This window comes from Flavobacterium agrisoli, from assembly GCF_016522065.1.
Lineage (GTDB): Bacteria > Bacteroidota > Bacteroidia > Flavobacteriales > Flavobacteriaceae > Flavobacterium > Flavobacterium agrisoli.
The window spans coordinates 12,084-24,485 of sequence record NZ_JAEHFV010000008.1; the positions used below are offsets into that span (position 1 = coordinate 12,084).

Genomic DNA, 12,402 nt, shown 5'->3' on the forward strand with positions numbered 1-12,402 from the left:
TGCCTATTCAAATAAAGTTACAATGACAAAAATCCGAATTACCAAACAATTCAGTTTCGAAACAGGTCACGCCTTATATGGTTATGATGGCAAGTGTAAAAATGTGCACGGTCACAGCTACAAATTATCGGTTACCGTGATTGGGTCGCCTATTACCGACCGTTCGGATGTGAAATTTGGAATGGTGATTGATTTTTCGGATTTAAAAAAAATTGTGAAAGAAGAAATTGTAGATCAATTTGATCATGCTACTGTTTTTAACGAAACGACACCGCATATTGAACTTGCAAAAGAATTGATTTCACGCGATCACCATGTTATTTTGGTCGATTATCAACCCACAAGCGAAAATATGGTTGTCGATTTTGCACAACGTATCCAATCGCGTTTGCCAGAAAACATAGCACTATTTTCGTTAAAACTACAAGAAACCGAATCATCGTTTGCGGAGTGGTACGCTAGCGATAATTTGTAATTCGTTTTTTCATGCAAGTACCTCCTGATAAAAAAGTATATTTTGCCTCCGATCAGCATTTTGGAGCGCCCACAAACGATTTGAGTGCGCCACGCGAAAAGAAGTTTGTTTTGTGGCTGGATAGCATCAAACACGATGCTGCGGTCATTTTTTTGCTGGGTGATTTATTCGATTTTTGGTTCGAATATAAAACGGTTGTGCCCAAAGGTTTTGTGCGTGTATTAGGAAAATTAGCCGAATTGCGTGATAGTGGCATTCCCATTTATTTTTTTGTTGGCAATCACGATATCTGGATGCACGATTATTTTGAAAAAGAATTGAACATACCGGTTTACCATGATAATAAAGAATTCGTATTTAACGAAAGCGCTTTTTTAATTGGACATGGTGATGGGAAAGGACCTGGCGATAAAGGGTACAAACGAATGAAAAAAGTATTTACGAATCCTTTTTCTAAATGGTTGTTCCGTTGGTTGCACCCTGATATTGGAGTTCGTTTGGCGCAATATTTATCGGTGAAAAACAAATTGATTTCGGGCGACGAAGATGTTATGTTTTTAGGCGAAGAAAACGAATGGCTCGTCTTGTACGCCAAACGCAAATTAGAAACCAAACACTATAATTATTTTGTATTTGGTCACCGTCATTTACCGATGATTTTGCCGGTGGGTACGAATTCCGAATACGTGAATTTAGGTGATTGGATTACCTATTTTACGTATGGTGTTTTTGATGGTGCTACTTTCGAGTTGAAGAAATTTGAAGTCTAATTGCGGCCAACGCCATAAATAAAATCATCAATTTGTAACGTAAAAAGGGTACCTCTTATCAAATCTTCTATAAGTTGTAATTCTTCCATGTTTACGGCCAAATCTATCGCTTCGCAAGGGGTTTTGAGTAAAAATTTGTGACAGCTGTTTTTAAAAGCGCAATCATCACAACAACTATTTTTTAGTTTGCTAACGTGTACCAATTGGCAAAATTCACGCAATTGCGCTACCGTTAAATAAAATCCGGTTTCTTTAAAAACCAATTGAATTTTCTCGTAGGCGTTATTTTGCTCTTTTTTCCAGAAAAAGGAAATTCCAAATTCATTATGGTAGATTTGATCTATTTCTTTCATTTGTAAAGTATTTAGAACAAATATAAATAATAATTTATAAAGATTCTAAATAAAAAAACAAGAAAAATAGTGGAATACTATTGCAATCGTGCTTTGGCTAACGCTAAAATGGCTCCAGTATCCAATGTATTGGTGTTAATAGCGATACTTTTATTCCCGTAGGGTTCGTATTTTTCAGGAATTGTGACCGAAAACAAGCCTAGCACTGGTGTTTGCGAGGCACAAGCCAAATGCATAATCCCACTATCAGCACCAATAAAAAGCTCGCAATTGGCTATAAAAGCAGCAATTTCACGTACATCTTTGCTGTAAAAAGAAGGTGCTTTAAAGTCAATTTGAGAAACATTTTCAACCGGTAAAACTTCAACAATGGCATAATCGGGGAAGCTGGTTTTTAATTGTTCATAGAAAGGATGCCACCATTCGGGCGGATAACATTTAGCACCGGTAGCATAGGTAAAAATGGCTATGGTTTTAGTGGGTGAGCCTACTATTTCGGTTAAAATGGCTTTTGATTTTTGAAGTTCAGTTGCACTTAACTTCATGTTTATGGTAGGTACAGCTGCTTCTTTTTTGGGAAATCCTAAAAGCTCTAAATAATAACGAAATTCATAAACCGGGTACTTAGCCATGTGTACATGATCGGGATATTGCGAAATGATGGTTTCGTTTTCCTCGCCAAAAAATTTGTAATCGGCATCCGCAAACTGCGTTGATAAACGTCCAGAGGAAGAATTTTTATCGATGTTAATAACCAAATCGTATTTTTTTTGCTTGATTTTAAACCAAACAGAAAGGTATTTTCTTAATTCTTTAAAAGGTTTTTTAGGTAAAACGATATATTGATCGATAGTAGTATAATTCTCAAAAATGATGGGAGCCAAACCACCTTTTACAAACAAATCGATTTTGCAATCGGGAAAATGAGAATTGATTTCTTGAACCAAAGGCGTTATGAGAAGCAAATTCCCTAACCGGTGATTCGGGCGTGAAATCAGTACGTTTTTAAAAACAACCTCAGAAACGTTTTTTTTCTCAAATTTTACGGAGCCCACATTTTTAGTAAGTCCACGGGTGATTTTTCTTCGGAGCGCGTTGATTTCGGTTTTGAAACTCATAAAAAACTTTTTTAGCCAATGAAATTAATCAAAATACCTTGAATTTAAATTTATTTGTGGTTAAAACAGTAATTTATTGTTTTTATTGTCGTTCTGTTAGGACTTTTCTTAAATTACAACATATCTTTTTCAATGGGTAAACGGTAATCAATGCCCCATTCGCTCCAAGAACCATCATAAATACTCATGTCTTGGTAACCCGCAGCAGTAGCCGCTAAGGCAACTATACAGGCTGTAATTCCCGAACCACAACTAAAAATTAGAGGTTTGTTATCGGATAGGATTTCGCTAAAAAGGGTTTCTAGTGTTTCTTTGTTTTTTAAACGAGGACCATTATAAAGTTTTTCATAATGCAGGTTTATTGATTTCGGAATGCGACCCGAACGGGCATTTTTTCTAGAATCGGGCGTTTCTCCTGAAAAACGATCGGGACTTCGAGCATCAATCAGCAACTGTGTTTCATTGGTTAGATTTTGCACTACATTTTCTAACGTACTAATTCGTTTTGGCTGAAAGTGAGCTACAAAATTTCCCTTTAACAATGGTTTCCGATAACGGGCAGCAGTCTCGAAACCTTGAGCCATCCATTCGGGCAAACCACCATCTAACACATACACTTCTTGATGACCCATACTCAAAAAAAGCCACCAAGCACGTGGACTGGAATAAACGCCAATGGCATCATAAACAACAATAACACTATCCGAATGAATACCCAATTTTTGTGCTTCGCTAGTAAATTGATTGGCGGTGGGAATGGTGTTAGGAAGTGGACTTGAGGTGTCACTAAAATCGGTTGAAATGGGAAACAATACCGCATTCGGAATGTGTTTTGCTTCCTTATTAGACGTGGTGTTGACGGAATTATCCAAAACAGTTTCTAAAATCACCAATCTTGGATTATCCTGATTTTCATACAACCATTGTACCGATTTAAGTGGACTCATAACATAATGGTATTACTCATTTTCATTATCATCGAGATCTTTTTGTAAATCCAATTGTGGAATCGGCGTTTTAAGTCCGGTAAGCACCACAGTAAGCAAAGTCATTGTTCCGCCAAAAACAACAGAAGTAACAGTTCCCATTAATTTGGCTGTTAAACCGCTTTCAAAAGCTCCTAATTCGTTTGAAGAACCTACGAACATCGAATTTACCGAAGAAACCCTACCCCGCATATGATCCGGCGTTTTTAGTTGTAAAATGGTTTGACGGATTACAACCGAAATGCCATCGGCAACACCGCTTAAAAATAAAGCCGCTACCGACACCCAAAAAATAGTCGAAACACCAAAAGCGATGATACACAACCCAAAAACAAAAATGGCAATTAAAAGTTTCATTCCGGCGTTTTTGTACAAAGGCACATAAGCCGATAAAATCATGGTTATAAAAGCACCTACCGCAGGAGCCGCCCTTAAAACACCAAAACCTTCTGGTCCTACTTTTAAAATATCTTGCGCATAAATAGGCAACAAGGCTACAGCACCGCCAAATAACACAGCAAACATATCAAGGCTTAAAACTCCCAAAATAACTTTATTCGTAAAAACAAACTTGAGACCTTCTTTCAAACTATCCATAACAGGTTCACCAATTTTAGGATTTAAAATAGGTTTCGTACTAATCTGCGATAAAGCTAATAAAGCAATAATGGAACATCCAAAAATGGCGCACATAGACCAATGTACGCCTATCCAATTAATAGAAAAACCAGCAATGGCAGGTCCTAAAACAGCTCCAATTTGCCAAGTCGTACTACTCCAAGTCGCGGCATTAGGATACACTTTTTTAGGTACCACCAAAGACAAAAGTGAAAAAATAGTAGGTCCTAAAAAAGAACGTACGATTCCGCCAATAAATACCAGCGTATAGATACTATACAATATTATATTTTGCGACCAATCTGCTACTACCACCGGCCAAGTCAATAAAAACAATCCTAAACTAACGATAGAAAAACCAAAAATGCATTTAAACAACATATTCCGTTTTTCTTTTTGATCTACAATATGTCCGGCAAAGAGTGCCATACTCACTGCCGGGATGACTTCGGCCAAACCAATAAAACCTAATGAAAGGGGATCTTTAGTCAAACTATACACTTCCCATTCAATGACAATAAATTGCATCGACCAAGCAAAAACCATTGCAAAACGCATCAGTAAAAAAGTATTGAATTCTCTAAAACGCAAGGCTGCGTAAGGGTCGTTTTTTTTTATTTTTTGACTCATATTTCGTTAAAATCTTTAAGGTAAAGTTGGGTTGTAACGGTGCCATTCCATTCGTTTTCCCCAAGGGTGTACGCAATTTCTAGCTTTTTGGGAGCGGGTGTATTTTTCCATTTTTTGCCCAATCCAAAACCAACGGCCGCCACACCATTATCATAGACATTTTGCTTTAAAAAGAGGCGAAGGTGTTCTTCTCCCGAACCCAATAATTTGGCATGTCCTGTATCGGCAACACCCGTTGTTTTAAAAACAGGATGCATGTTTTGAGGGCCAAAAGGTTCAAATTGTTTCAAAATGCGAATTAATTTGGGAGTGAGCGCTTCAAAATCAATTTCGGCATCAATTTCCAATTCTGGTTCGAGCATTTCGGGCGAAATTGTTCGGGTCACTTCCTCTTCAAAGGCCGTTTTGAAATCGGCATATTTTTCGGGTTTGATCGTCATGCCCGCGGCGTATTTATGTCCGCCAAATTGTTCCAAATGTTCCGAGCAGGCTTCGAGCGCATTGTATACGTCAAATCCCTTAACCGAACGCGCCGAAGCAGCATATTTGTCGCCACTTTGAGTAAAAACCAAAGTAGGGCGGTAATAGGTTTCTATTAATCTCGAAGCAACAATTCCAATTACGCCTTTGTGCCATTTTTCGTCAAAAACGACCGTTGTACGATGATGCTCTTCTTGATTGTGACTTATTTGAAGCAAAGCATCTTGTGTGATTTGTTTGTCTAAACCTTTGCGCTCTGTGTTAAAATCATTGATTTCCTTAGCAAATTTTTCGGCTTGTTCAAAATCAAATTCAGTTAATAATTTCACGGCTTCTTCTCCATGTTTGATACGACCCGCAGCATTAATTCTAGGGGCTACCACAAAAACCAAATCGCTAATATCGTAATGGGCTTTTTTTAGATTCTGAAGCAAAACTTTAATGCCGTTACGCGGATTGCTATTGATAACTTCTATTCCGTAATAAGCCAAAATTCTGTTTTCACCCGTAATCGGAACAATATCTGCCGCAATCGCAGTGGCAACCAAATCCAAATACGACATTAAATCTTCGGTAGTTTCGCCTCTGTTACCGCCTAAAGCCTGAATCAATTTGAAGCCCACGCCGCAACCGCACAATTCTTTATACGGATACAAACAATCGGCTCTTTTCGGATCCAAAACGGCAACCGCATCGGGCAATATTGGGCCAGGTAAGTGGTGATCGCAAATAATAAAATCGATGTTTTTCGATTTGGCATACGCAACATGTTCAACCGATTTGATGCCGCAATCTAGTGCTATAATCAACGAAAATTGGTTGTCGTCGGCAAAATCAATTCCTTGGAAAGAAACGCCATAACCTTCGTTATAACGATCGGGAATATAAGTGGCGACGTTAGGATAATAACTTCTCAAGTACGAAGCAACTAATGAAACGGCGGTCGTTCCATCCACATCATAATCGCCAAAAACCAAAATGTTTTCTTGATTTTGAATCGCTTTTTCGATTCGATTGACCGCTTTATCCATATCCTTCATTAGGTAAGGATCGTGCAATTTTGTTAAAGAAGGGCGGAAAAAATCCTTGGCTTGCTCAAAGGTTTCGATACCTCTTTGCACTAAGAGTGTAGCCACCAGTTCTTCAACATTCAAATCCTGAGCAAGTTGCTTTACTTTATCAGCTGAAGGTTTGGGTTTTAAAGTCCAACGCATAGTGTATGTGGATTGACAAATTAGGATTTTAGGTAAAACACAAATTTAGAGGAAAAAATGATTAAAAAGAAAGCCCCCAGAAATTAAGTTCTATTAAAAAAGTAAGCCAAAAAAAACGGAAGAACGAGTAGTTAAATCACAATTATTTTTTTAAATAGTTGAAGAAGCGTTAAAAAGAAATACAAAATCGCAGTACTTTTGATAAGCACTTTAAAATCATCCAAATGCAAATTCAAGGACAAATTGTTGACATTCAAAACAAACGTATTTATTCGGGAGAAATTACAGTAAAAAACGGCAAAATCAGCTCGATAACAGAAAAGGATCATGCTGAAAAAAACTACATTATGCCCGGATTTATTGATGCGCACATTCATATTGAAAGTTCGATGTTGGTGCCATCAGAATTTGCCAAGATTGCAGTGTTACACGGAACGGTTGCTACAGTTTCGGATCCGCATGAAATTGCCAATGTTTTGGGTGCAGATGGGGTTTATTATATGATTGAAAACAGCAAAAAAGTACCGTTGAAATTTCATTTTGGAGCTCCTTCGTGTGTGCCAGCCACCTCTTTTGAAACCGCAGGCGCTGTGATTGATTCGGATGGAATAAAGGAATTATTAGCTTCACCTGACATTCATTATTTGGCCGAAATGATGAACTATCCAGGCGTTTTATTTGATGATAAAGAAGTGTTGAAGAAAATAGAATGGGCTAAACATTTTAATAAACCTGTCGATGGTCATGCTCCAGGATTGAGAGGCGAGGCAGTTCAAAAATACATTTCGGCAGGAATTTCAACCGATCATGAATGTTTTACTTTTGAAGAAGCGCAGGAAAAATTAGCGCTCGGAATGAAAGTCATTATCCGCGAAGGAAGTGCCGCTAAAAACTTCGAAGCTTTGATTGATTTACTTCCTGAACATTATAAAAATATGATGTTTTGTTCTGATGACAAACATCCTGATGATTTAATTGTGAGTCATATCAATGCGTTTTGTGCTCGTGCTGTTGCCAAAGGAATCGATGTTTTTAAAGTCTTGCAAGCGGCTTGTGTAAACCCTGTTCATCATTACAAAATGAATGTCGGTTTACTCAAAGAAAATGATTCAGCCGACTTTATTGTGGTCGAAGATTTAGTCGATTTTAAAGTGTTACAAACCTATATAAATGGGCAATTAATTGCTGATAATGGCGAATCTTTTGTGCAACACGTTCCTTTTGAAACGCCGAATAATTTCAATATTACCGAGAAAAAAAGTAGCGATTTTACACTTTCGGGAAAAGGTTCAAAAATCAGAGTAATCGAAGCTTTAGAAGGACAACTGATTACCAACGAAATTCATCATAACTCCTTAATCGTAGATGATAAAATCGTTTCAGATACCGAACAGGATGTTTTGAAAATGGCTGTTGTAAATCGATACGAAAACACGCCGTCCGCTATAGCATTTATCAAGAATTTTGGTTTGAAAAAAGGGGCTATTGCCAGTTCGGTCGCTCACGATTGTCATAATATTGTAGCGGTTGGAACTTCGGACGAAGAAATTTGCCATGCAGTCAATTTGATTATTGAAAACAAAGGCGGCGTTTGCGCCGTAAATGGTTCAGAAAATAAAATGTTGCCCTTACCCGTGGCCGGAATTATGAGCGACAAAAATGGCTGGGAAACCGCAAAACTATACCAAGAAATTGATGTAATGGCCAAGGAGTTGGGAAGCCAATTAAAAGCGCCATTTATGACGCTTTCGTTTATGGCTTTATTGGTAATTCCGGACTTAAAACTATCGGATAAAGGATTGTTTAGCGGAAATACGTTTTCTTTTGTGGATTTGGAGGTGGGGTAATGCGAGACCAATTTGCGCCGTTTTGACTTTTCGGAGAAAGTACTGTCGATTTAAAGTAAAAGTAGTGAACCTAATGATTTTTTCTAACTTGACTAAGTGAATAAATCTTAGTTTCTCGGTTTAGAAAAACGCTTTTTCTTTTTACTAGAAGCCAACAATGGCATGAATAGGAGGTTACCAGCTGACGCTATTCTATTTATGATTACTCATCCTCCTTTTTGTAACCTTCATAATAATAGGATTGTTCGATTCCTTTAAATATAATTTCACGATTATCGATTTCGTCAGTTAAGTTTTCCTTTAAAAGTGTTCGCAATTCCAAATCATTAATAGGACTTCTTTCCATTGATTGGAGATAGAGTGTCTTATCAACAAATTGCCAATTAACGACTTTTTGAATTCTATTCTTTAAAATCAAGTCAAGCCAAATTCGCATAGACCTTCCATTGCCTTCCATGAAAGGATGCGCAATATTCATTTCCACATATTTTGCAATGATTTCTTCAAAACTATTCTCGGGCATTTGTTCGATTTTGACCAAAATTTCATTTAGGTACAGTGCGTTTGCAAATCTAAATCCTCCTTTGGATATATTCAGTTTACGGATTTGGCCCGCAAAATCGTATAGTCCGTGGAATAAATATTTATGAATAGCTTGAAGTCCTTTTGTCGTGCCAATCTCAATGAAATTTATATCATTCGATTCGAACAATCGATAAGCGTTTTCGAGACTGTTTTTATCAATATTATTCATAGCGATTTATAGGTAATTTAAAAATAACACGCAGATTTAACAGATTTTCACAGATGTTTTTAATATCAATGTTGTTTTCCTGTACTAAATTTATTTCAACTTCAAAGCTTCTCCCTCAAATTGAATCCCATCCCAACCTAAGTTGATGAAATTACGGATGTTTTGGTGGTTGGTTCCTTCTGGATCTCCCAAAACTTCTTCAAAATAAAAGGCACCGAAACAAGCTAAAGTTTCTTCTTTGGTTAAATTTTGTAATTTGGCGAAAGCAAATAATTTGCAAGAACCAGAATTTTGTCCAGCTTCATTGTGTTGTGTTCCGTTGGTGAAAGCCGTTGGAGTAAAATCGTAATTTGCTTCAATAACCGCAATGGTTTCTGGAAATGTAATTTGTGTTGGAGTTTGTTTTAGTTTTTCTAAAAAGGCTTGAATGCTCATGATTATAATTTAATTTTTTAATGTATCATTTAGTTTGTCACATCGAGCGCAGTCGAGAACCAATTCCGCATCTCGACTGTGCTCGATGTGACAACATTAGGTAAATCTATCTTTATTCTTCTTCGTTGTCTTTTTGAAACTTATTTTTCTTGGCTTCTTTTACAATGGGCTTTCCTCCTACTACTACCACAATTTCACCTCGAGGCGCATTTTTTTCAAAATGAGCCAAAACTTCTTGAGCTGTTCCGCGCACATTTTCTTCGTGTAGTTTGGATAATTCTCTCGAAACACAAATGGGGCGGTCTGCTCCAAAATACTGCACAAATTCACTTAATGTTTTGAGCAACTTATGCGGCGAAACGTATAAAATCATCGTTCGAGTTTCTTCGGCCAATTGCAAATAACGGGTTTGACGCCCTTTTTTATCGGGTAAAAAACCCTCAAAGACAAACTTGTCGTTGGGTAAACCACTATTCACTAAGGCTGGAACAAATGCAGTAGCGCCAGGTAAACATTCTACGGCTATGTTATTTTCGATACAGCTTCTGACCAATAAAAACCCTGGATCCGAAATAGCCGGAGTGCCTGCATCCGATATCAAGGCAATGGTTTCGCCTGCCTTTAAACGTAGCACCACATGATCTGAAGTTTTATGCTCATTATGCATGTGATGGCTGTGCATGTGTGTGGCAATGTCAAAATGTTTCAGCAATTTGGCACTGGTACGTGTGTCTTCGGCCAAAATCAAATCGGCTTCTTGCAATACCCGAATGGCACGAAAAGTCATGTCTTCCAGATTGCCAATGGGAGTGGGAACGATGTATAATTTTGACATAAATGGGAATGCTTTTTAAACGATTTACAAAAACTTGCGCTCTAAAATTTCCATAAAACGGTGTGCATAATCATCTTTACCTTGCCAATTGTTATAATCAGGTTTGACCATGTCTTCAATAAATTGTTTGGTTTCGCCATACGTATCAAACGTGGTAAGTTGATTTAAAACGCGGTTGTAATCTTCGGGACTGTTGTCAAAAAGGTGTTTGGTAAAAGCCAATCGGTCGTTCAAGTCAATTTGAATGCCTTTTGAAAGGCGTTCGTTTAAAGACATCGGTTTGATTTCTTTTGGTTCTAAAACCGCTATTTCGGGTTCGGTTTTTTGTTCCTGAACCGCTTTTGGTGGTGCAACGGGAGTTTTTTCTACGTCTTCCACTTTAACAAATTGTGCTTCTTTATAACTTATCCCCATCAAATCCTCAAACGAAATTTGTACGGCTTGGGGTTTGGTAATAAGTTGAGGTTCTTCGATTTCTTCTTCCTCTTCCTCTAATTCAAAAGCGGGCTCAAATTCACTGAAATGAGTTTCGGTAACCATTTCAATGGCTTTTTTTTCTTCTTCTTTAAAAACAGGATAATCGACTGGTTTTTCTGCTATAACTTCGGTGTTCTCGGTTATTTCAACTGCCTCAATCGTTTCCTCTTCTATACGAATCGCCGGAGTTTCTTCTATGCTAATTTCAGCTGCGGTAGCGGTTATTTCTTCTAAAATGATTGGTTCTTCGGTCGTTACAGGAACTTCTAAAGCAATAGGTGCGGATTCAAAAGCGGTTTCCAGTTGCGACTCAATTTCGCTGCGACCAATAGTGGGTTTTGCACCTTCAAAATGGTCTTCTACAAATTTAAGAACCGATAATTTTTCATATAATTTCTGTGTTTCGAGATACAATTGATTGATATCGGATTTGTTTTTAAGCTTTAAAATTCGATGTGCAATGCTGATTAAATCGGCTTCCAATTTTTTTTTCATAACAGTTAAAATTATAGTGAGTAGCGTATTTACTTGAAATTATTTCTGATTACTAAATGGTTCGAAGTGGACATACATCGTATTTTGTTTTTCGAATTAACCGAATGCGAACCTCGATTTGATAAAAATTTTCTACTTTTGAAAAGGCCTAAAAACAGACTATTTTTAGCTCGAATTATTACCAGTACAAAGTAATAAAAACTATTCATTTTTAAAGCTAGAAAAATACAAAATGTTTCTCGAAAATACAGTAAATCACAAAGAGCAGTTTGGTTGGATTGAAGTTATTTGTGGATCAATGTTTTCGGGTAAAACCGAAGAGCTGATTCGCCGATTAAAGCGTGCTCAATTTGCCAAACAAAAGGTAGAAATTTTTAAACCGACTATCGATACACGGTATCATGACGAAATGGTGGTGTCGCATGATGCCAACGAATTCCGATCGACACCTGTTCCGGCAGCAGCTAATATTGCTATTTTGGCACAAGGCTGCGATGTAATCGGGATTGATGAGGCGCAGTTTTTTGACGACGAAATTGTGACGGTTTGTAACGATTTGGCTAATCAAGGAATTCGGGTTATTGTGGCGGGTCTTGATATGGATTTTAAAGGAAATCCTTTTGGACCAATGCCGGCGCTAATGGCGACTGCCGAGTATGTAACCAAAGTACACGCCGTGTGCACCCGAACGGGAAATTTGGCGAATTATAGTTTTCGGAAAACAGCTAACGATAAATTGGTTATGTTAGGCGAAACCGAAGAATACGAACCGTTAAGTCGTGCGGCCTATTTTGAAGCAATGAAAAAAAATCAAGAAAAATAGTATTTAAAGTGCTATAATTCAGTGATTTTTTTGTAAATTAGAGTGTCGTACAATCTACAGATGAACCCGCTATTGTAATGGTGTTGCAGTAT

Annotated in this window: 13 protein-coding genes; 4 read left to right on the plus strand and 9 right to left on the minus strand. The window is 37.5% G+C overall.

Annotation, left to right across the window (positions count from 1 at the left end; translation table 11 throughout):
- Nucleotides 1-22: 22 nt before the first annotated feature.
- Both I5M07_RS14505 and I5M07_RS14510 read left to right on the plus strand, forming a co-directional pair.
- Nucleotides 23-475 carry a 6-pyruvoyl trahydropterin synthase family protein gene (locus I5M07_RS14505; RefSeq protein ID WP_200107169.1) on the plus strand — a complete coding sequence of 151 codons (453 nt, stop codon included), beginning with the start codon at nucleotides 23-25 and terminating at the stop codon, nucleotides 473-475.
- Between the two features lie 11 nt (nucleotides 476-486).
- Complete coding sequence (locus tag I5M07_RS14510) at nucleotides 487-1,245, plus strand: UDP-2,3-diacylglucosamine diphosphatase (RefSeq protein WP_200107170.1); 759 nt, start codon at nucleotides 487-489, stop codon at nucleotides 1,243-1,245.
- On the opposite strand, the gene I5M07_RS14515 is transcribed toward I5M07_RS14510, so the two are convergent.
- The 5 genes from I5M07_RS14515 to recJ form a co-directional block, all read right to left on the minus strand.
- Nucleotides 1,242-1,598, minus strand: coding sequence for a hypothetical protein (locus I5M07_RS14515; protein ID WP_200107171.1), 357 nt, complete (start codon nucleotides 1,596-1,598; stop codon nucleotides 1,242-1,244). The two genes, I5M07_RS14510 and I5M07_RS14515, sit on opposite strands and share 4 nt — an antisense overlap.
- 77 nt (nucleotides 1,599-1,675) lie before the next feature.
- Nucleotides 1,676-2,716 (minus strand): glycosyltransferase family 9 protein, encoded by a 1,041-nt coding sequence (locus I5M07_RS14520; protein ID WP_200107172.1) that lies wholly within the window; start codon nucleotides 2,714-2,716, stop codon nucleotides 1,676-1,678.
- Nucleotides 2,717-2,829: 113 nt separating this feature from the next.
- Nucleotides 2,830-3,663, minus strand: a complete 834-nt coding sequence (locus I5M07_RS14525) for a sulfurtransferase (RefSeq protein WP_200107173.1) — start codon at nucleotides 3,661-3,663, stop codon at nucleotides 2,830-2,832.
- A gap of 12 nt (nucleotides 3,664-3,675) precedes the next feature.
- A complete protein-coding gene (locus I5M07_RS14530; protein WP_200107174.1) occupies nucleotides 3,676-4,950 on the minus strand; it encodes an MFS transporter in 1,275 nt (424 codons plus the stop codon).
- On the minus strand, nucleotides 4,947-6,644 hold the full coding sequence (gene recJ / locus I5M07_RS14535; protein ID WP_200107175.1) for a single-stranded-DNA-specific exonuclease RecJ: 1,698 nt from the start codon (nucleotides 6,642-6,644) through the stop codon (nucleotides 4,947-4,949). The genes I5M07_RS14530 and recJ overlap by 4 nt, the downstream gene beginning before the upstream one ends.
- Before the next feature lie 224 nt (nucleotides 6,645-6,868).
- On the opposite strand from recJ, the gene ade reads away from it, so the two are divergent.
- Nucleotides 6,869-8,491 carry an adenine deaminase gene (gene ade, locus I5M07_RS14540; protein ID WP_200107176.1) on the plus strand — a complete coding sequence of 541 codons (1,623 nt, stop codon included), beginning with the start codon at nucleotides 6,869-6,871 and terminating at the stop codon, nucleotides 8,489-8,491.
- Nucleotides 8,492-8,693: 202 nt separating this feature from the next.
- Here the strand turns inward: ade and fic are convergent, their stop codons facing one another.
- The 4 genes from fic to I5M07_RS14560 form a co-directional block, all read right to left on the minus strand.
- Entirely contained in the window at nucleotides 8,694-9,245 is a 552-nt protein-coding gene (fic, locus tag I5M07_RS14545; protein ID WP_200107177.1) for a protein adenylyltransferase Fic, read from the minus strand.
- A 90-nt stretch (nucleotides 9,246-9,335) separates the two neighbouring features.
- A complete protein-coding gene (locus I5M07_RS14550) occupies nucleotides 9,336-9,680 on the minus strand; it encodes a HopJ type III effector protein (RefSeq protein ID WP_200107178.1) in 345 nt (114 codons plus the stop codon).
- Nucleotides 9,681-9,792: 112 nt separating this feature from the next.
- Nucleotides 9,793-10,515 carry a 16S rRNA (cytidine(1402)-2'-O)-methyltransferase gene (gene rsmI, locus I5M07_RS14555; protein WP_200107179.1) on the minus strand — a complete coding sequence of 241 codons (723 nt, stop codon included), beginning with the start codon at nucleotides 10,513-10,515 and terminating at the stop codon, nucleotides 9,793-9,795.
- A 24-nt stretch (nucleotides 10,516-10,539) separates the two neighbouring features.
- Complete coding sequence (locus I5M07_RS14560) at nucleotides 10,540-11,487, minus strand: hypothetical protein (RefSeq protein ID WP_200107180.1); 948 nt, start codon at nucleotides 11,485-11,487, stop codon at nucleotides 10,540-10,542.
- A gap of 232 nt (nucleotides 11,488-11,719) precedes the next feature.
- Between I5M07_RS14560 and I5M07_RS14565 the strand changes: the two genes are divergently transcribed.
- A complete protein-coding gene (locus I5M07_RS14565) occupies nucleotides 11,720-12,310 on the plus strand; it encodes a thymidine kinase (protein ID WP_200107181.1) in 591 nt (196 codons plus the stop codon).
- Nucleotides 12,311-12,402 lie beyond the last annotated feature (92 nt).

Coding starts and splice junctions, on each gene's coding strand:
- I5M07_RS14520 (WP_200107172.1), bottom strand. CDS start 2,716: ATGAGTTTCAAAACCGAAATCAACGCGCTCCGAAGAAAAATCACCCGT.
- I5M07_RS14515 (WP_200107171.1), bottom strand. CDS start 1,598: ATGAAAGAAATAGATCAAATCTACCATAATGAATTTGGAATTTCCTTT.
- I5M07_RS14550 (WP_200107178.1), bottom strand. CDS start 9,680: ATGAGCATTCAAGCCTTTTTAGAAAAACTAAAACAAACTCCAACACAA.
- ade (WP_200107176.1), top strand. CDS start 6,869: ATGCAAATTCAAGGACAAATTGTTGACATTCAAAACAAACGTATTTAT.
- I5M07_RS14505 (WP_200107169.1), top strand. CDS start 23: ATGACAAAAATCCGAATTACCAAACAATTCAGTTTCGAAACAGGTCAC.
- fic (WP_200107177.1), bottom strand. CDS start 9,245: ATGAATAATATTGATAAAAACAGTCTCGAAAACGCTTATCGATTGTTC.
- I5M07_RS14525 (WP_200107173.1), bottom strand. CDS start 3,663: ATGAGTCCACTTAAATCGGTACAATGGTTGTATGAAAATCAGGATAAT.
- I5M07_RS14530 (WP_200107174.1), bottom strand. CDS start 4,950: ATGAGTCAAAAAATAAAAAAAAACGACCCTTACGCAGCCTTGCGTTTT.
- I5M07_RS14510 (WP_200107170.1), top strand. CDS start 487: ATGCAAGTACCTCCTGATAAAAAAGTATATTTTGCCTCCGATCAGCAT.
- recJ (WP_200107175.1), bottom strand. CDS start 6,644: ATGCGTTGGACTTTAAAACCCAAACCTTCAGCTGATAAAGTAAAGCAA.
- rsmI (WP_200107179.1), bottom strand. CDS start 10,515: ATGTCAAAATTATACATCGTTCCCACTCCCATTGGCAATCTGGAAGAC.
- I5M07_RS14560 (WP_200107180.1), bottom strand. CDS start 11,487: ATGAAAAAAAAATTGGAAGCCGATTTAATCAGCATTGCACATCGAATT.
- I5M07_RS14565 (WP_200107181.1), top strand. CDS start 11,720: ATGTTTCTCGAAAATACAGTAAATCACAAAGAGCAGTTTGGTTGGATT.